The organism is Rhizobium acaciae (assembly GCF_025941625.1).
Lineage (GTDB): Bacteria > Pseudomonadota > Alphaproteobacteria > Rhizobiales > Rhizobiaceae > Rhizobium > Rhizobium acaciae.
Map to the genome: position 1 here is coordinate 24,131 of NZ_JAPCZO010000003.1, position 19,859 is coordinate 43,989.

At 62.2% G+C, this 19,859-nt stretch carries 15 protein-coding genes; 14 read left to right on the forward strand and 1 reads right to left on the reverse strand.

What is annotated here, in order from left to right:
- The first annotated feature begins 112 nt into the window (after window positions 1-112).
- From OLZ32_RS05945 to OLZ32_RS05965, 5 genes are all read left to right on the forward strand, one after another.
- Window positions 113-544: an OsmC family protein gene (locus OLZ32_RS05945; protein WP_003543147.1), complete on the forward strand. Its 432-nt coding sequence runs from the start codon at window positions 113-115 to the stop codon at window positions 542-544.
- 262 nt (window positions 545-806) lie between these two features.
- A complete protein-coding gene (locus OLZ32_RS05950) occupies window positions 807-1,415 on the forward strand; it encodes a TetR family transcriptional regulator (RefSeq protein WP_003543146.1) in 609 nt (202 codons plus the stop codon).
- Between the two features lie 48 nt (window positions 1,416-1,463).
- Window positions 1,464-2,603: an efflux RND transporter periplasmic adaptor subunit gene (locus tag OLZ32_RS05955; protein WP_003543145.1), complete on the forward strand. Its 1,140-nt coding sequence runs from the start codon at window positions 1,464-1,466 to the stop codon at window positions 2,601-2,603.
- Between the two features lie 27 nt (window positions 2,604-2,630).
- On the forward strand, window positions 2,631-5,777 hold the full coding sequence (locus OLZ32_RS05960; RefSeq protein WP_003543136.1) for an efflux RND transporter permease subunit: 3,147 nt from the start codon (window positions 2,631-2,633) through the stop codon (window positions 5,775-5,777).
- 854 nt (window positions 5,778-6,631) lie between these two features.
- Window positions 6,632-8,542: a beta-N-acetylhexosaminidase gene (locus OLZ32_RS05965; RefSeq protein WP_264420144.1), complete on the forward strand. Its 1,911-nt coding sequence runs from the start codon at window positions 6,632-6,634 to the stop codon at window positions 8,540-8,542.
- Between the two features lie 48 nt (window positions 8,543-8,590).
- Here OLZ32_RS05965 and OLZ32_RS05970 read toward each other — a convergent pair whose 3' ends face one another.
- Window positions 8,591-9,502, reverse strand: coding sequence for an ROK family protein (locus OLZ32_RS05970; RefSeq protein WP_264398595.1), 912 nt, complete (start codon window positions 9,500-9,502; stop codon window positions 8,591-8,593).
- Between the two features lie 411 nt (window positions 9,503-9,913).
- Between OLZ32_RS05970 and OLZ32_RS05975 the strand changes: the two genes are divergently transcribed.
- From OLZ32_RS05975 to OLZ32_RS06015, 9 genes are all read left to right on the forward strand, one after another.
- The gene (locus OLZ32_RS05975; protein ID WP_245271957.1) at window positions 9,914-10,483 is read left to right on the forward strand and encodes an exopolysaccharide biosynthesis protein; all 570 of its coding nucleotides are present in this window, start codon (window positions 9,914-9,916) and stop codon (window positions 10,481-10,483) included.
- Window positions 10,484-10,632: 149 nt separating this feature from the next.
- A complete protein-coding gene (locus OLZ32_RS05980; protein ID WP_003543131.1) occupies window positions 10,633-11,586 on the forward strand; it encodes a sugar-binding transcriptional regulator in 954 nt (317 codons plus the stop codon).
- 146 nt (window positions 11,587-11,732) lie between these two features.
- A complete protein-coding gene (locus tag OLZ32_RS05985; protein ID WP_264398594.1) occupies window positions 11,733-13,043 on the forward strand; it encodes an ABC transporter substrate-binding protein in 1,311 nt (436 codons plus the stop codon).
- A 139-nt stretch (window positions 13,044-13,182) separates the two neighbouring features.
- Entirely contained in the window at window positions 13,183-14,055 is an 873-nt protein-coding gene (locus OLZ32_RS05990; RefSeq protein ID WP_017989489.1) for a carbohydrate ABC transporter permease, read from the forward strand.
- Between the two features lies 1 nt (window position 14,056).
- On the forward strand, window positions 14,057-14,887 hold the full coding sequence (locus OLZ32_RS05995) for a carbohydrate ABC transporter permease (RefSeq protein WP_017989488.1): 831 nt from the start codon (window positions 14,057-14,059) through the stop codon (window positions 14,885-14,887).
- Between the two features lie 18 nt (window positions 14,888-14,905).
- Window positions 14,906-15,904 (forward strand): ABC transporter ATP-binding protein, encoded by a 999-nt coding sequence (locus OLZ32_RS06000; protein ID WP_003543123.1) that lies wholly within the window; start codon window positions 14,906-14,908, stop codon window positions 15,902-15,904.
- A gap of 85 nt (window positions 15,905-15,989) precedes the next feature.
- Window positions 15,990-17,471 carry a mannitol dehydrogenase family protein gene (locus tag OLZ32_RS06005; protein WP_264420146.1) on the forward strand — a complete coding sequence of 494 codons (1,482 nt, stop codon included), beginning with the start codon at window positions 15,990-15,992 and terminating at the stop codon, window positions 17,469-17,471.
- Window positions 17,472-17,568: 97 nt separating this feature from the next.
- Entirely contained in the window at window positions 17,569-18,258 is a 690-nt protein-coding gene (locus tag OLZ32_RS06010) for an HAD family hydrolase (RefSeq protein ID WP_003543099.1), read from the forward strand.
- Window positions 18,258-19,841 carry an FGGY-family carbohydrate kinase gene (locus OLZ32_RS06015; RefSeq protein WP_264420148.1) on the forward strand — a complete coding sequence of 528 codons (1,584 nt, stop codon included), beginning with the start codon at window positions 18,258-18,260 and terminating at the stop codon, window positions 19,839-19,841. Before OLZ32_RS06010 ends, OLZ32_RS06015 begins: the two co-directional genes overlap by 1 nt.
- Window positions 19,842-19,859: the final 18 nt, after the last annotated feature.

A 19,859-nucleotide genomic window follows, 5' to 3' on the forward strand; every position in this document is an offset into this window, starting at 1 on the left:
ACGGAGCGGCCCCGCCGCTTCCTGAAAACAGTTGGAGCATGATGTTTTCCGAAAACCGCGCACACTTTTCGGTATCATGTTCTGAAAGCACAATCGAAAACAGGAGGACGGCATGCAGATCAATCGCACGGCTTCGGCTCATTGGACCGGTGGCCTCAAGGACGGAAAAGGCCTGATCTCGACGCAGAGCGGCGCCCTGAAGGATTACCCCTACGGCTTTGCGAGCCGCTTCGAAGGCGTTGCCGGCACCAACCCGGAAGAACTGATCGGCGCCGCCCATGCCGGCTGCTTCACCATGGCGCTGTCGTTGATCCTCGGTGAAGCCGGCTTTACCGCCGAGCATATGGAAACCTCTGCCAAGGTGACGCTCGAAAGCGTCGAGGGCGGTTTTGCCATTACCGCCATTCATCTCTCGCTCTCCGGCCGTATCCCCGGTGCCGATGAGGCGACCTTCACCGAACTCGCCAACAAGGCGAAAGCCGGTTGCCCGGTTTCGAAGGCGCTTGCGTCGGTTCCGATCACACTCGACGTCAAGGTCGTCTGACCCGTCACTCCATTGACGAAGTGCCGCGCGCTTCTCGCCGCGGCACTTTCCATTTGCTGCCCCCATTGTCGGGGTCCGCCTATTCCGACGTCATCGGCTGTCGGACAGGCCTTCTCACCATTCATCGAGTTATCGCTTCCGCCGGACCGCGCTCGTCCGGCGAGACCTTGTGCTGCGCCCCAGTATATTGACAAGTAACGTCTGATATTTTATGAATGACGAAATTCGAAAATCGTCAGTCATAATTCGGGTCTCGAAAATCATGAACGACATTGCGGAAAATACACTCGACATCACGCGGCAGGAGAATGTCACGCGCATTCTCGATGCGGCCGAGCGGCTGTTTCGGCACTATGGCTACAGCAAGACGACGGTGGCCGACATTGCCCGCGATCTCGGCATGTCGCCGGCCAATATTTATCGTTTCTTCGCCTCCAAGGTCGAAATTCATCAGGCGCTCTGCGGGCGCATGCTCGCCACAGCCTATCAAATCGCTTACGACATCCGCCATCAGCCGATCAGCGCCAGCGAGCGGCTGCGCCGTTATGTCGAGACCCAGCACCAGTTGACGCTGGATCTGATGCTCGACGAGATGAAGGTGCACGAGATGATCATCGTCGCGATCGAACGCGACTGGCATGTCATCGAGAAACATATCGACCGCGTCCATGATCTCATTGCCGAAATCATCGCCGAAGGTATTGCAGCCGGGGAATTCGCCGAGCAGGACCCGGTCGTTGCCTCGCGTTGCTTCGGCGCGGCGACGATCAATCTCTGCCACCCGCAGATGGTGGCGCAATGTCTTGCCAAAACGAACCGCGCAAGCGTCGACGAGCTGATCAGTTATGTGATCAGGGCGCTGAAGAAATAATGGACGGCAGCCGCCGCCGAAACCCCAAACGATCCAGGAGTGCGAAAGATGTTTTCGCTCAAGACCCTCAGCCATCGCATGCCGTCCGTCGCCAGTCTCGTGCTCTTCGGCGCCATCGGCATTGGCGTTTCCGCCTGCTCGGAAGAGAAGGCTGAGGTCAAGCAAGTCATCCGGCCGGTGAAGGTCGTCGAGATTGCCAAGGCCGGCGACACTCGCAAGCTCGACTATTCGGGCTCGGTCAAGGCGCGCACGGAGATGAACCTCGGATTTCGCGTCGCCGGCAAGATCACCGAACGCCTCGTCGATATCGGCGACAAGGTGAAGCCGGGCGACGTGCTCGCTCGGATGGACTCCACCGATTACCAGCTGGCGGTCAAGACGGCGGAAGCCAATCTCGCAGCCGCTGAAAAAGGCGTCGAAACCGCCGATCTCGTGAACAAGCGCAATCAGCAGTTGTTCGACAAGAATGTTTCGCCGAAATCGCAGCTCGAGCAAGCGGCGCTCAGTTACGATCAAGCCGTTTCAAGCCGCGATGCCGCCGTCTCGGCGCTCGAACAGGCGAAGAACCAGGTGAGTTATGCGGAGCTGAAGGCCGACCACAACGGGATTGTCACGACGATCAATGCCGATGTCGGCCAGGTCGTTGCGTCGGGCACTCCCGTCGTCGCCGTTGCCGTCGACGGCGAAAAGGAAGTGCAGATTGCGGTTCCGGAAAACGACATTGCCGAATTCAAGCCGGGCAAGACAGTCAAGGCCAGCTTCTGGGCCGACGACAGGCTGGTGCTCGACGGTAAGGTGCGCGAGGTTTCCGGCAGCGCCGACCAGCAGTCGCGTACCTTTGCGGTTCGGGTGAGCCTGCCGAACGATCCGCAGGTGTTGCTCGGCATGACGGCGACGATCGAGGCCGACGTCAGCAATGGCAACAGCTATGTCTCGATCCCGCTCAGCGCATTGGCTGAAAAGGACGGCAAGCAGATGGTCTGGACCGTCGACCGCGACACGGCGACCGTGCATGGCCGCGACATCAAGGTTGCCGATTTCACCGGCGACGGCGTGCATGTGACCGAGGGTCTCGATACCGGCGATCTCGTCGTTTCGGCCGGCACGCAGTTCATGAGCGAGAACCTGAAGGTGAAGGTGCCGAACCAGCAGTCGGCCCTGGCCGCCACGGACCAGACCGTCCGCTGATCGCGCCATAGGATAGGGAACAAGACCATGGACGCCACCACCACCGAGAAGCGGCCCTTCAATCTGTCGCGCTGGGCGATCGGACATCCGAGCATCGCCCGCTTCCTCTTCGGGCTGATCATCATCACCGGCGTGCTCGGCCTGATGCGCATGGGCCAGCGCGAGGACCCCGAATTCACCTTCCGCGTCATGGTCGTTCAGGCGCTCTGGCCGGGCGCTTCCATCCAGGAGATGGAAGATCAGGTCGTCAACAAGATCGAGCGCAAGCTGCAGGAAACGCCGCATATCGACTGGGTCAAGTCCTATACGCGGGCGGGCAGTGCGATCATCACCCTGCAGGTCAAGGGCGACACGAATTCGCAAGAGGTGGCGGATGCCTTCTATCAGGTGCGCAAGAAGGTCGGCGACATCTCCAACGAGCTGCCGCAGGGCCTGCTCGGCCCATACTTCAACGACGAGTTCGGCGATACTTTCATCACGCTGCATTCGATCAGCGGAGACGGTTATTCCTATCCGGAACTGAAGAAATTCGCGATCCAGGCGCGCGACATGCTGCTGACGACGCCGGGCGTCGAGAAAGCCGTCATCATCGGCGACCAGCCTGAGAAGATCTATATCGACGTCTCGTCGAAGGCGCTCGCCGAGCGCGGCCTGACGATCCTCGATCTGCAGAACGCCATCAAGGGCCAGAACAATGTCGATCCGGCCGGCTCCGTCGATACCGGCCTGCGCTCGGTGCGCATATCGGTCGAAGGCGACGTGAAGAAGGCCGCCGATATCCGCGAGCTGCGCCTTCGCGCCGGCGGCCAGGTGACGCGCCTCGGCGATATCGCCACCGTCAGTTCCGGCCTCGAAGATCCCTACCAGCGCAAGTACCGTTTCAACGGCCACGACAGCGTTCAGGTCGGCGTGGTGATGGCCAAGGGCTTCAACGTGACCGATGTCGGCAAGGGCGTGGAGGCGACCTATCAGCGCTTCGAGGAGGCGCTGCCTTACGGCGTCGCGGTCGATCAGATCGCGAACCAGCCCGACGTGGTGACGGATGCGGTCAGCGAATTCATGCATGCGCTCGGCGAAGCTCTCATCATCGTGCTGGTCGTCTCGTTCGTGTCGATCGGCTGGCGATCGGGGCTCGTCATCGCCATCGCCATTCCACTGGTGCTCGCCGCTACTTTTGCGCTGATGTACGAACTCGGCATCGACCTGCAGCGCATCTCGCTCGGCGCGCTGATCATCGCGCTCGGCCTGCTTGTCGACGATGCGATGATCGTCGTCGAGATGATGGAGCGAAAGCTGGAAGAGGGGCTCGTCAAGATCGAGGCGGCAAGCTTTGCCTATTCCTCGACCGCCTTCCCGATGCTGACGGGCACGCTGATCACCACGGCCGGCTTCATTCCGGTCGGCTTCGCCGCCTCGACGGCCGGCGAATATGTGCGGTCGCTATTTTACGTCGTCGGCATCGCGCTTGTCACCTCGTGGTTCGTCGCTGTCTACTTCACGCCGTGGCTCGGCTATATGATCCTCAAGCAGCGCCATCACGCCGGCGAGCATCACGACGCTTTCGACACCGGCTTCTACCGTCGGCTGCGCGGCACGGTCGGCTGGGCGGTGCGCCACCGCGTCATCGTGCTGCTGCTGACGCTCGGCACCTTCGTCACCAGCCTCTGGGCCTTTCAATTCATTCCGCAGAATTTCTTCCCGCAATCTTCGCGGCCGGAAATCCTCGTCGATCTCTGGCTGCCCGAGGGCACCAGCATCAAGGAAGTCGAGGTGCAGGCAAAGGCGCTCGAAGCCAAGATGATGGATGATCCCGACAAGCGGTTCATCGCCACCTATATCGGCGAAGGCGCGCCACGCTTCTTCCTGCCGCTCGACCAGCAGCTGCGCAATCCGAACTTCGCCCAGCTGCTTGTCATGGCCAATGACGAGCCGGCACGCGAGCGGCTGATCGTCAAGCTACGGACGATCCTTGCGGAAGACTTCCCCGATATTCGCGGCAAGGTCGACCGCCTCTTCCTCGGTCCGCCGACCGGCTGGCCGGTGCAGATGCGCGTCATGGGGCCTGACCGCCAGGAAGTCAGGGAGATTGCCGATCAGGTAAAGGCACGCTTCCAGGCCAATCCGATGCTCGGCGCCATCCATGACGACTGGCTGGAAGAGGTGCCGGGGATGAAGCTGGTGATCGACCAGGACCGCGCCCGGGCACTCGGCGTCACTTCGCAGCGCGTGCGCCAGATGCTGCAGACCGCCATGTCGGGGGCTGCGCTCGACGATTTCCGCGACGGCGAGGAGACGGTCTCGATCGTCGCCCGCGAGCCGGATGCCAGCCGCTCGCTGCTGTCGGCGGTCAACTCGGTCTATGTGCCGACGGATTTCGGCGGTTTCGTGCCGGTCTCGCAGGTTGCCAAGGTCGTGCCCGTCATGGAGCAGGGCATCGAATGGCGGCGCGACCGCCTGCCGACGATCACCGTGCGCGCCACGCTGCCGGACGATGTGCAGGCGAACGACGTGGTGATGAAGATGTATGCCGACATGAAGGACCTGCGCGACAGCCTGCCTGCCGGTTACCATGTCGAGATTCAGGGCGGCGCCGAGGATGCGGCGGAAAGCCAGATGTCGATTGCCGCCAAGGCGCCGATCATGCTCGCCGTCATCATCGTGCTGCTGATGGTGCAGCTGCAGCATTTCGGCAAGGCGATGCTGGTTCTCGCCACCGGTCCGCTCGGGATCATCGGTGCGGCGGCCGCATTGCTGATCAGCGGCGCGCCCTTCGGCTTCGTGGCGATCCTCGGCGTCATCGCGCTGCTCGGCATCATCATGCGCAACTCGATCATCCTGGTCGACCAGATCGACCAGGATATCAAGGCCGGCATGCACCGGCAGGAGGCGATCGTCGGCGCGGCTGTGCGGCGTTTCCGGCCGATCATGCTGACGGCGCTGACCGCCGTGCTGGCGCTGATCCCGATCTCGCGCGGTGTCTTCTGGGGTCCGCTCGCCTACGCGATGATGGGCGGCATCCTGGTTGCGACCGTGCTTACCATTCTGGTTCTGCCCGCCGGTTACGCCCTTTTCTTCGGCCGCGAGCCGAAGACAAAGGACGAGCCAGGCCAGCATGCCGACGCCATCCAGGAAGAGGCGGATGACAGACATCCGCCGGCGTTGGCAGCAGAGTGAGGACGGCGCGGCGAAAGCCGCGCCGTTTTCCTTGGTGCGCCAGGCATGGCGCGTGGTGTGTGAGCACCGTTTGGCGGGGGTGGTATCCGGCCGATGACTTGGAGGTGAGAGTCCTCTGCGGGCCCTGGTGATGGGAACCGCTAGCCGAATAGCAAGGGCGTCGTCGCGAGGCGAGGTCTGAAGGAAGCTGCAGGCAAAGTGCCGGCCTGACGAACAGGAGGCGCATATGTCCGCATCCGGGCGAGGGGGCCAAAGTACCCGAAGCCCGATATCACCCGGAGGGTGCGGGCGTAGATGCGACAGGTATATGGCACGAAGGTCACGCGTCTTACCCTGGGAAGGTCTGCCGACCTGCCTCTGGAAACAGATGTGCTAACGACGTCGCAAGGCGTCGGGATGGGGCGGCAGAAGTCAGCAGACGCCGTAGTAGCCGGACCAACCGGTGAAGGGCTGAACATGTCGACGGAGGCCGGACCGCTTTTCCGACCGCCTTGAGCAGATGCCTCGCAAGAGGGCCTAAGCCGGAGGTAGCGGGCGGAACCCGCGAGACAAGGCTGGGCGCTTGTAGGGCGGCGGGCATTGGGGACCATGAACCGAGCGCGACATGAACCGCCGTGTACGGAACCGTACGCACGGTGGTGTGGGAGGAGGGACGCCGCAAGGCTCCCTCCTACTCGATCGGGTCACAGCTTACTCATCAAAGCGCGTCGCTGCCCACAGCGCAGTCTTTACTGCCTGCTCCGTCTTGGAGCTGCGCGCCGATTCCATTGCCGCCTCGAAAAAGCTAAGCTGCGAAAGCATGCCGGGAGACCAACCGCGATCCCGGCCACTCAGCGACGAGGCAGAACCCGACCATGGCCGATTACCATCTGGAAGCAAGCTGGAGCCCGATCGAGGGCAGTTTCGGGCGCCTCACCTTCACGCTTTTCAATCTTTCGACCGAGCCGCTGTCCGGCTTCTCGCTCGCCTATACGTCGGAGACGCGGGTTGCCGACAAACATGTCTGTGACGGCGGCAGCCTCAAGCGGCAGGTCGCGCATTTCCATGAATTCCTGCCGTCCGAGGGGCTGAGCGTGCCGCCCGGCGGGCGCTGGCGGTTCACGGTCGAGGGGCTGACCAGGGCGCCGAAACATATGACATCAGGCGTCAAGTCGGCCTATCTGACACTTGGCGACGGGCGCCACGTTTCTGTTGGTTTCGGCGATCTCATGCTCGAAGGCCGGGATGGTGGCGTGGCGCCGCCCATTCTGCCGCCGGGCCGGGCCGAGGAACCTTATTCGCTGCTGCCCTGGCCGCTGGCGCTCGGGCTGAAGGCGGGAGAGCTGCCGGTCGTCCTTTATCCGGCAGCGCGGACGCGGCCCGATGCGGTCAAGGCGCTCTCGCTGGTTCTCGCGCTTTATCAGCGGCTCTATCCGGCCGACAATGTGCCGTTTTCCCTCAGTGCCGTCGAAGGCGGGCGGGCCGTTCGTTTCGTCACCGAATCGTCGATCGCTGCCTTCGCCTACGAATTGCGTTTTACCGCGCATGAGATCGTGCTTTCGAGTGCGGATGACGCCGGGCGGCATTACGGGCTGATCAGCCTGGTGCAATTGCTGCACGGCGCCCGCGCCGACCCTGAGCGCTTCAAATTCCCCAATTTCGGCACGATCGCCGACCAGCCGCGTTATGAGTGGCGTGGCTGTCATCTCGATGTGTCCAGACAGTTCTATCCGGTGGCAGACGTCGGGCGGCTGATTGATATTCTCGCCTGGAACAAGCTCAACATCTTCCACTGGCATCTGACCGATGACGAAGCGTGGCGGCTGGAGATCAAGGCTTACCCCGCGCTGACGGAGATCGGCGCCCGGCGCGGCCCGGATGAAGTGCTCGTGCCGCAGCTCGGCGACGGGGCGCAAACGCGCGCCGGCCATTACACGCAGGATGAGGTGAAGCAGATCGTTGCGCATGCCGCCTCGCTGCATATCGAGGTGGTGCCGGAAATCGATATTCCGGGCCACAGCATGGCGACGCTGTTCTCATTGCCCGAGCTTGTCGACGGCCAGGAGGCGCCGGACAGTTACCGCTCGGTGCAGGGTTATCCGAACAACGCCCTCAATCCGGCGGTGGAATTCACCTATAAATTTCTCGGCAAGGTGTTCGACGAAATGGTGACGCTGTTTCCCGGCGAGTACCTTCATATCGGCGGCGACGAAGTGGCGCATGGCTCCTGGCTTTCCTCGCCGCTCTGCAAGGCGCTGATGGAGCGGGAGGAACTTGCCGGCACCGCCGAGCTGCAATCCTATTTCCTGAAACGTATCAAAGCCATGCTGTCGGAGCGCGGCAGGAAACTCGTCGGCTGGAACGAGGTCTCGCACGGCGGCGGGGTCGATCGGGACGGCACGTTGCTGATGGCCTGGGAAAAATCCGAGGTCGGCATCGAGCTCGCGCAGCAAGGTTACGACGTGGTGATGACACCGGGGCAGGCCTATTATCTCGACATGGCGCAGGCGGAGGCCTGGGCCGAGCCCGGCGCCAGCTGGGCGGGCTACGCACCGCCGGAACACACCTACGCTTACGAGGCCGAGGGCGAGCTGCCGGAGGCGCTGCAGGAGAAGATGCGCGGCATCCAGGCCTGCATCTGGACCGAAAACTTCCTCTCCCGCGCCTATTTCAACCGACTGGTTTTTCCGCGTCTCCCGGCAATCGCCGAGGCTGCCTGGACGCCTTCTGGACGCAAGGACTGGGATCGGTTCGCAGCGATCGTGCGGATGTGGCCGGTGCTTTAAGGGATCGCAATTCCACGAAAATCGCTTCGCACTTTTCGTGGAATTGCTTCAGGCCGCCTCGGCCTTCAGTCCCAGCAGTGCCGCGCCGATCAGGCCGGGTTCGATGCGGCATTCGCTGCGCACCACCAGCGGGCGGTCGAACTTGCGCAGGATACGGGCGCGCACCGCGTGGTCGAGCTCGGCAAGCAGCGGCTCGACATTGGAAAGTCCGCCGCCGACCGGCACGATGGTCGCACCGGTGATGTTGATCGTCAGCGCCAAGGGCGAGGCGACGAGATCGACATAGACGTCGATCGTCCGTGTCGCCTTCTCCTCTCCATGGCGCCACTGGGCGATGATCTCCTCGCTGGCAAGGTCGAGATCGTGCAGCGTCTTGTGCAGGCGCTCCAGGCCGCGGGCGCCGCCGACCGTGTCGACGCAGCCCCTCTGGCCGCAGCCGCAGGCATAGGCGGGAATGGCGACGGGCGGATTGCCGGCCGCAGATGCGATGATCGGCCCGTGACCCCATTCGCCGGCAAAGCCGCCGGCCTCGTTGACGAGGCGCCCGTCGGCAACCAGGCCGCCGCCGACGCCGGTACCGAGGATGGCGCCGAAGACGATGCGGTGGCCGCGGCCGGCGCCGAGACCGGCTTCGGCCATCGCGAAACAGTCGGCGTCGTTGGCGATCAGCACCGGCAGGCCGAGCTCGGCTTCGAGGTCGGCGCCAAGCGTGCGGTCGTGGATGCAGGGAATGTTGGCGCAGATCAGGCGCTGCGTATCGGGATCGACGACGCCGGCGATGGAAAGGACGATGCGGCTCGGCTGCTCACCGGTCTCGGCGATGAGGCCGCGCAGGGTCTCGACGAAAGCGGCGAAATCATCCCTGGGTGTCGGACGGCGGCCGAGGGGAAGGATGTCTGTCTTGGAACGAGCGATGCCACCCTTGATGGCGGTGCCCCCGATGTCGAATGAAATGATCATTGCCACTCTGCCGTTTCTCTGGTCTCTCGCGTCTGCTTGCATTGTTGGCGGGGAATTTCAAGCGCTCATTCGGCGGTGGTGTCACCGGCTTTATGGTCGTGCCGTGTGGCATCCCCTCTGTTCTGCTTGATATCTCTGCCACAGGTGGGGAGATGGGATAGGCGGGACGGGTTTCCGTCTTCCATCCGTGATGGCAAGGCGTTGGAGAAGTCCGGTGAGCCCAAGCCCATCGGCTCCGATCGCAGCCGCAATTTCTAACCCCGCAAGTCATTCAATTGGCATATTGCATCGCCAGAATTCGACCCTAGACTTTCATCAACTGCCGGACCCACGACCATCGATACGAGAGAAAACAGTACCATCCGAAGAGCACGTCCCAAAGGCCGCCGCCTCTCATCCATTTTGCGGCAGATGGCCGCCGATCAGAGCCGCGAACGGATCTCGATCGGCGATCTGTTCAACACGATGGGCGACAGGGCGATCAGCGCGTTGATGCTGATCTTCGCGCTGCCGAACGCCTTTCCCACTCCGCCGGGCACCTCGGCCGTGCTCGGGGCGCCCTTGGTCTTCCTGGCAGCACAACTGACCTTCGGGCTGAAACCATGGCTACCGAAGGTGATTGCCAACCGTTCGATGCGGCGGGAGGATTTCGAGACCATTGTCGGCCGCATCCATCGCTGGCTCGCCTGGGCCGAGCGCATGTTGAAGCCGAGGCTTGCGATCTTCGCCGAACCTCCGGCGGAATATCTTGCCGGGGCGGCATGCCTGCTGCTGTCGATCGTGCTGCTGCTGCCGGTCCCGCTCGGCAATATCCTGCCGGCGGTCACGATCTCGGTCTTCGCGTTCGGGATCTTGGGCCGTGACGGCCTCTTCGCGCTCATCGGCTTCGTGATGACGGCCGTGTCGCTCGTTGTTGCCGGCGGGGTGATTTACGGTCTGGTGAAGGCGGGGATCTATCTCGTCGTGCAATGGTTTGCCTGAGCGGGTTTGTCCGAGTGACGGCGGTTATTTGGCGGGGCTCCTTGCAACAGGCTCGACATTTGCCGGAATTTTGTTTTGATCTGGCGCGATACAGACTCAAATCATGTTCGGCGACGGCACGCCGGCTCATTTTGCGCGGTAGGCATTAGATGGTAAAAAGATCCGAGACCCCTGCACGGCTCGACGATGCGGCGCGTGCCGGCTGGCTGTATTACGTCGCCGGGCGCACGCAGGATGAAATCGCCGCTGCGATGGGCATCTCGCGGCAATCGGCGCAGCGTCTGGTGTCGCTGGCGGTCGCCGAGCGCCTGATCAAGGTGCGGCTCGATCATCCGATCGCAGCCTGCCTGGAGCTAGGCAGTCAGCTACGGCGGAAATTCGGGCTGAAACATGTGGAGGTGGTGCCGAGCGATCCCGCGTCGTCGTCGACGACGGTCGGTATTGCCGAGGCAGCCGCGGCCGAGATCGAGCGGTGGCTGAAACGGCCGGAGCCGATCGTCCTCGCCATTGGGACCGGCCGCACGCTGAAGGCGGCCGTCGACCAGCTTCCGGCGATCGAATGTCCAAATCACCGCATCGTTTCGCTGACCGGCAATATCGCCCCGGATGGATCGGCGGCCTATTACAACGTCATCTTCAGCATGGCCGATGCGGTGAAGGCGCGACACTATCCGATGCCGCTGCCGGTGCTTGTCACCTCGGCCGAGGAGCGGGAGCTGCTGCATGGCCAACAGCTGGTGCGCTCGACGCTTAATATGAGCGCGCAAGCCGATGTCACCTTCGTCGGCATCGGCGAACTCGGCATCGATGGGCCGCTCTGCGTCGACGGTTTTCTGGAGAAGGACGAGATGATGGAGCTGATGCGCGGGGGTGCTGTCGGCGAAATCTGCGGCTGGATCTTCGACGTCGACGGCAGGTTGATCGACAACCCGATTAACGAGCGCGTCGCATCGGCGCCGATCCCGTCCCGCGACGCATCGATGGTCATTGGGCTGGCCAAGGGCAAGCGCAAATTCAAGGCGATCAGGGCTGCCGTTGTCGGCCATCAAATCAATGCTTTGATCACCGATGAAGAGACAGCTGAGTTTTTGCTCAGGAATTGAGCAAAAAATATCATAGTTAAATCAATTGGATGAATACCCTTTTCGGCATCGCAGCAACGATTGCCGATTGACATTCGCTATCATTTGTTGAGTAATTGCCCATGAGCGAAGCGAATGCTCACACCCCATCTTCTGGGAGGAAGATTATGACATTGAAAACTTTTATGCTGGGCGCCTGCTCAGCACTGGCGTTTGCCGGCATGGCTTCGGCCGAAACGCTGACAATCGCAACCGTGAACAACGGCGACATGATCCGGATGCAGAAGCTGACGGATGATTTCAAGGCGAAGAATCCCGGCATCGACCTTGAATGGGTCACCCTGGAAGAGAACGTACTGCGCCAGAAGGTCACGACCGACATCGCGACCAAGGGCGGCCAGTACGACGTCTTGACGATCGGCACCTATGAAGTTCCGATCTGGGCAAAGCAGGGCTGGCTGGTGCCGCTCGACAATCTCGGCGCCAACTACGACGTCGACGACCTGCTGCCGGCGATCCGCAGCGGCCTGACCATGGACGGCAAGCTCTATGCGGCGCCGTTCTACGGCGAAAGCTCGATGGTGATGTACCGCAAGGACCTGTTCGACGCCGCCGGCCTGAAGATGCCGGACGCCCCGACCTGGGACTTCATTGCCGATGCTGCCCGCAAGATCACCGACAAGGACAAGGAAGTCTACGGCATCTGCCTGCGCGGCAAGGCCGGCTGGGGCGAGAACATGGCCTTCCTGACGGCGATGTCCAACTCCTTCGGCGCCCGCTGGTTCGATGAAAGCTGGAAGCCGCAGTTCGATCAGCCGGAATGGAAAGACACGCTCGACTTCTACGTCAAGCTGATGAAGGATGCCGGCCCTCCGGGCGCTTCCTCCAACGGCTTCAACGAGAACCTGGCGCTCTTCCAGACCGGCAAGTGCGGCATGTGGATCGACGCCACCGTTGCTGCGTCCTTTGTCAGCAACCCGAAGGAATCCACCGTCGCCGACAAGGTCGGCTTTGCGCTCGCTCCCGACAAGGGCCTCGGCAAACGCGGCAACTGGCTGTGGGCCTGGAGCCTTGCCATCCCGGCAGGTTCGCAGAAGGCCGAAGCCGCCGAGAAGTTCGTCGCCTGGGCGACAAGCAAGGACTACACCAACCTCGTCGCCGAGAAGGAAGGCTGGCTGAACGCACCTCCGGGCACCCGCGCCTCGCTCTATGCGAATGCGGAATACCAGAAGGCGGCTCCCTTCGCCAAGACGACGATCGACTCGATCAACTCGGCCGATCCGAGCAAGCCGACCGTCAAGCCGGTCCCTTATGTCGGCGTCCAGTTCGTGGCGATCCCGGAATTCCAGGGCATCGGCACGGCGATCGGTCAGCAGTTCTCGGCAGCCCTTGCCGGCCAGCTTTCGGTCGACCAGGCGTTGCAGAGCGCACAGCAACTGGCCACCCGCGAAATGACCAAGGCCGGCTACATTAAGTAAAACCTCCTGAGCAAGAGGCGGATACTTGACAATCCGCCCCTCTGGGCCGCCGATTGCCCGAACTGCATCGGCGGCCGCTTTTTTCCAGACAAAGCTGCCTTGCGGCCGCTCCCCGCTTCAGTCCAGATCGGTGATTGCCATGGCAACGTTACATACCCGCTCCTCCGCGCGCCTGATGATTGCGCCCTCCGTGCTGCTGCTCTTTGCGTGGATGATCGTCCCGCTGGCGATGACGATCTATTTCTCGCTGCTGAACTACAATCTGCTCAGCCCCGGCATGGAAAGCTTCGTCGGTTTTCTGAACTATCAGTACTTTCTGACGGATCCGGCTTTCTTCGCCGCGCTGATCAACACGCTGCTGCTTGTCGCCGGCGTGTTATTGATCACCGTCATCGGCGGCATCGCCTTTGCGCTGCTGCTCGACCAGCCGATGTACGGCCAGGGCATCGTGCGCATCCTGGTGATTGCGCCGTTCTTCGTCATGCCGACGGTGGCAGCGCTGGTCTGGAAGAACATGTTCATGAACCCGGTCAACGGGTTGTTCGCCCATCTTGCCAAGGCGCTCGGCCTGCAGCCGATCGACTGGCTGGCCAATGCGCCGCTGTTTTCCGTCATTCTGATCGTCGCCTGGCAGTGGCTGCCCTTTGCCACCCTCATCATGCTGACGGCGCTGCAGTCGCTCGACGAGGAGCAGAAGGAAGCCTCCGAAATGGACGGCGCCGGGCCGATCTCGAAGTTCATCTACATCATCCTGCCGCACATGGCGCGTGCCATCACCGTGGTGATCCTGATCCAGACGATCTTCCTGCTTTCGGTCTTTGCCGAAATCCTCGTCACCACCAATGGCGGGCCGGGCACCGACAGCACCAACCTTACCTATCTCGTCTATGCCCAGGCGCTGCTGCAGTTCGATATCGGCGGGGCATCGGCCGGCGGCATCGTGGCTGTTATCCTCGCCAATATCGTTGCGATCTTCCTCGTGCGCCTCGTCGGCAAGAATCTGGAGGCTTGAGATGGCCAGAAAAGTCACAACCAAGCGCAAGCTCATCGTCACCGCGATCGCCTGGACGCTCGGCATCCTGATCTTCTTCCCGATTCTCTGGACCTTCTTGACCAGCTTCAAGTCGGAAGCCGACGCCATCGCCTCGCCGCCGCAGTTCCTGTTCTTCCACTGGACGACGGAGAACTATGCGGAGGTGCAGAGCCGGTCGAACTATCTCGGCCACTTCATGAACTCGGTGATCATCTCCTTCGGTTCGACGCTGATTGGCCTGATTATCGCCATTCCGGCCGCCTGGGCGATGGCGTTTTCGCCGACCAAGCGGACCAAGGACGTGCTGATGTGGATGCTGTCGACCAAGATGATGCCGCCGGTCGGCGCACTGATCCCGATCTATCTGATGTTTCGCAATTTCGGCCTGCTCGACACGCGCACCGGCCTGGTGATCGTGCTGACGCTGATCAACCTGCCGATCATCGTCTGGATGCTCTACACCTACTTCAAGGAAATCCCCGGCGAGATCCTCGAGGCGGCCCGCATGGATGGGGCGTCGCTGATGAAGGAGATCGTCTACGTGCTGACGCCGATGGCCGTGCCCGGCATTGCCTCGACGCTGCTCTTGAACATCATCCTTGCCTGGAACGAGGCGTTCTGGACGCTCAACCTCACCGCCTCGAAGGCAGCGCCGCTGACGGCCTTCATCGCCTCCTATTCCAGCCCCGAAGGCCTGTTTTACGCCAAGCTCTCGGCGGCATCGACGATGGCGATCGCGCCGATCCTGATCCTTGGCTGGTTCAGCCAGAAGCAACTCGTCCGCGGCCTGACCTTCGGCGCTGTGAAATAACATAAAAGGGAGAGAAACATGGGCAGCATTACCCTTCAGAAGGTTTCCAAGGTCTTCGGCGAAGCCAAGGTCATCCCTTCGATCGATCTCGACATCAAGGACGGCGAGTTCGTCGTCTTCGTCGGCCCGTCGGGCTGCGGCAAGTCCACGCTGCTCCGGCTGATCGCCGGGCTCGAGGACGTCTCCGGCGGCAAGATCGTCATCGACGGCAGGGACGCCACCGAAAAGGCGCCGTCGGAGCGCGGCCTTGCCATGGTGTTCCAGTCCTATGCGCTTTATCCGCATATGAGCGTGCGCAACAACATCGCCTTCCCGCTGAAGATGGCGGGCATCGACAAGGCGGAGATCGACCGCAAGGTGAGCGATGCCGCCCGGGTGCTTAATCTCACCGACTATCTCGAGCGCAAGCCGCGCCAGCTGTCCGGCGGCCAGCGCCAGCGCGTGGCGATCGGCCGCGCCATCGTGCGCCAGCCTTCGGCGTTCCTGTTCGACGAACCGCTGTCGAACCTCGATGCGGCGCTACGCGTCAACATGCGCCTCGAAATCAGCGAGTTGCATCAGCAGCTGAAGACGACGATGGTCTACGTCACCCACGACCAGGTCGAGGCGATGACCATGGCCGACAAGATCGTCGTCCTGAACCGGGGCAATATCGAGCAGGTCGGATCGCCGCTCGAACTCTACAGCCGTCCCCGCAACCTCTTCGTCGCCGGCTTCATCGGATCGCCGAAGATGAACTTCATCACCGGCCAACATGCCGCCGCGCTCAACGCCCATACCATCGGCGTCCGGCCCGAACATGTGCTGCTGTCGATGGAAAGCGGCGAGTGGAAGGGCAGGGTGGTGGTCGCCGAACATCTCGGCTCCGACACCTTCCTGCATATCGATGCCGATGGCATCGGCATGCTGACGGCGCGCGGCAGCGGCGACTTCGCCGCCAAAGCGGGCGATACGGTCTTCCTGACGCCGGACCGTTCGCGTATTCATAAATTCAACGAGGGCGGCCTTGCCATCTGAAGCAGGCGGCCGGGCTAGGGGGCAGGCATGCGAGCCGAGCGATGGCGCCCGGCCGTCTCGGCAAGACCTTCAAGAGGACTGAAACATGACGTGCAAACTATCGCTGGCAACGCTTTCGGATGTGGCGCGCACTGCTGCCATCCCTGGATATGACAGGGCGTCGCTGAAAGCCGGCATCGTGCACTTCGGCGTCGGCAATTTCCACCGTGCCCATCAGGCGATCTATCTCGACGATCTCTTCAACGCGGGCACGGATCACGACTGGGCGATCGTCGGCGCCGGCGTTCTGCCGTCGGATGCCGCGATGCGCGAAAAGCTCGCGGCGCAGGACTTCCTGACGACGGTGGTCGAGCAGGACAACAACAAGACGGCGGCGCGCGTCACCGCACCGATGATCGACATCCTGCCGGTCGGCGATGCCGCCGCGATCGTCGCCAGGCTTGCCGACCCCGAAATCCGCATCGTTTCGATGACGATTACCGAGGGCGGTTATTTCATCGATGCGTCAGGCGCGTTCAATCCGGCCCATCCCGCCATTGCCGCAGACGGAGAGAACCCCGACGCGCCGAAGACGGTGTTCGGCCTGATCGTCGCCGGCCTGAAGGCGCGCAAGGACAAGGGCATCGGACCCTTCACCGTGATGTCCTGCGACAACATTCCCCATAATGGCATCGTCACCGCCAATGCCGTCGTCGGCACGGCGGCACTTTCGGACCCTGCCTTTGCCGACTGGATCCGGGCGAATGTCGCCTTCCCGAACGCCATGGTCGACCGAATCACGCCGGCGACCAGCCAGCGTGAGATCGATTTCCTCAGGGACAATTTCCAGATCGAGGACAGTTGGCCGGTCTATTGCGAGGAATTCAAGCAATGGGTGCTCGAGGATAAGTTCACCGCCGGCCGGCCGGCGCTGGAAAAGGTCGGCGTCACCTTCGTTGCCGATGTCACGCCTTACGAGCATATGAAGATCCGCATCCTCAACGGCGGGCATGCCGCGATCGCCTATCCGGCGGCGCTGTTGGATATTCACTTCGTGCATGATTCCATGGAAGACCCGTTGATCCGCGCCTTCCTCGCCAAACTCGAGAAAGACGAGATCATTCCGATTGTACCGCCGGTGCCGAACACGTCGCTAACGGACTATTTCGCGCTGATCGAACATCGCCTGCTCAATCCGAAGATCGCCGACACCATTCCGCGGCTGGCGCAGGACGGCTCGAACCGCCAACCGAAATTCATCCTGCCGTCGACGCTCGACAATTTGAGTCAGGGCAGGGATGTCGTCGGCCTGGCGCTGGTTTCAGCACTCTGGTGCCGTTATTTTGCCGGCAAGACCGACAGCGGCAAGGATATCGTTTTCAACGACGCGAGCGCAGAGCGCCTGCATGCGGCGGCGCTGAAGGCCAAGGACGATCCTTCGGCCTTCCTCGTCTTCGACGATATTTTCGGCGAAGTGGCAAAATCCGAACTTTTCCGCAAGCGTTTTGCCCATGCTCTCAAAACCCTGTGGGAAAAGGGCACGCGTGAGACGCTGCAGCTCTATCTCGACGGCAAGCTCGCAGTGTAAGGAATCCGGATGGCGGTCTCTGCTGCCGCCAATCATCCGGCCTTGCGAGTGAAGCGGGACGGTAATGCGTCCGAATTGAACTCAGGTTGGGTCTTGCATGGCTGATGCTGAAACACGGCTGGTGATCTTTGATTGCGATGGCGTACTCGTCGACAGCGAGCCGATCTCGATCAGCGTGCTCGTCGGGGCGATGAACGATCTCGGCGTCTCGATCACCGAGGACCAGGCCTATGAGCGTTTTCTCGGCCGCAGCCTGTCGACCCTCGTCGATACGCTGGAAACCGAATTCAATGTCCATGCCGACGAGGAATTCCTCGAGCGTATCCGCATCGAACTCTACGCCCGTTTCCGCACGGAACTGAAGCCGCTCGACGGTATCGCCGCGGCGATCGACGGGCTGGGCGTTCGCTGCTGCGTTGCCTCCTCCAGCCAGATGGAACGAATCCGGTTGTCGCTATCGGTGACTGGGCTTCTCGATAAGCTGCCCGACATCTTCAGCGCAACGATGGTCAAGCGCGGCAAGCCGGCGCCCGATCTCTTCCTGCATGCGGCGCGTGAAATGCAGGTCGAGCCGGCTCATTGCGTTGTCGTCGAAGACAGCCCGGCCGGCATTGCCGCCGCCAAGGCGGCAGGCATGACGGTCTTTGCCTTCACCGGCGGATCACACGCCAATTTCACCGGATATCGTGCCGAACTCGACCGCCTTTCGCCTGATGTGGTGTTTGACGCCATGCCGGATTTGATACACCTTGTCCGCAACCATAAGCTGGACGGGACCAAGACTTGATGCGTGATCACGTGGTTGCGGTGGATATCGGCACGGGCAGCGCGCGCGCCGGCGTCTTCGATGCACGCGGCCGTCTGCTCGCCAAGGCCGAGCATCCGATCGTGATGAACCGGCCGCGCGAAAACCATGCCGAGCATGATTCCGAAGACATCTGGTCGGCCGCCTGCACGGCAGTGCGCAGGGCGATGGAGCAATCCGGCATCGCCGCCGCCGCAGTCGGAGCGATCGGCTTCGACGCCACCTGTTCGCTCGTCGTCCGTGACATCGAGGGTCGGCAGCTCAGTGTTTCCACAGGCGGCGAGAGGCGTTTCGACACGATCGTCTGGCTCGATCACCGGGCGCTGAAGGAAGCCGATTTCTGCACGGCGACGCAGCACAGGGTGCTCGAACATTCCGGCCACGTAATGTCGCCGGAAATGGAAATGCCGAAGCTGATGTGGCTGAAGACGAAGCTGCCCGCCACTTGGGAAAAGGCCGGCTACTTCTTCGACCTCGCCGATTTCATGACGTGGAAGTCGACCGGATCGCCTGCCCGTTCGCGCTGCACGCTGACGGCGAAATGGAACTATCTCGCCCATCTCGAAAGGGGCTGGCAGCAAGACTTCCTGGAGCGGATCGGCCTCGAGGACCTTCAGGCGCGCGGCCACCTGCCGGATGAGACCACGCCTGTCGGAGACAGCGTCGGGCGGCTGACTGAAGAAGCGGCGGAAGCGCTGGGGCTGACTGTGGACTGCCGTGTGGCTGCCGGGATGATCGACGCCTATGCCGGCGCACTCGGCGCGCTCGGCGGCTATGCCGCAGATCCTGTCAAACGCGAGCATCAGCTGGCGCTGATTGCCGGCACATCGAGCTGCATCGTTACCTTCTCGCGGGAGCGCAAGCCGAGTCATGGCATGTGGGGTCCCTACTACGAGGCAGTCTTCCCGCAATCCTGGCTGGTGGAGGCCGGACAATCGGCGACCGGCGCGCTGCTCGACCACATCGTGCGGATGCATGCGGCCGGCGGTGAGCCGACGGCGGCGCTGCATCAGAGGATCGTCGCACGGATCGCCGAATTGCGGGCCGAGGAGGGCGAAGACTTCGGTGCACGGATCTTCGTGCTGCCGGATTTCCATGGCAACCGTTCGCCGCTCGCCGATCCGCATGCGGTCGGCGTCGTCAGCGGACTGACGCTCGATACGTCCTTCGACGGCCTCTGCGCGCTTTATTGGCGCTCTGCGGTGGGGATCGCGCTCGGCATCCGCCATATTCTGGAAATGATGAAGGAATACGGCTACATGACCGATACGCTGCATATTGCCGGCGGGCATGTGAAAAACCCGGTGCTCATGGAGTTGTATAGCGATGCGACCGGCTGCAAGGTCGTGGTGCCGAAGATGAACGAGGCGGTGCTGCTCGGTACGGCGATGGCAGCATCCGTCGCCTGCGGCTTGTACAAGGATCTGGCGGCGGCCGGCGAGGCGATGTATCCGGGCGCCGACGAACGGCTTCCCGACAAGGCGAAGCAGGCGCTCTACGACCGCGACTACCGCTGTCTTCTCGCCATGCATCGGCATCGCGCCGAATTGGAAGCGATGCAATAGAGCGCCTCTCTAAGGACG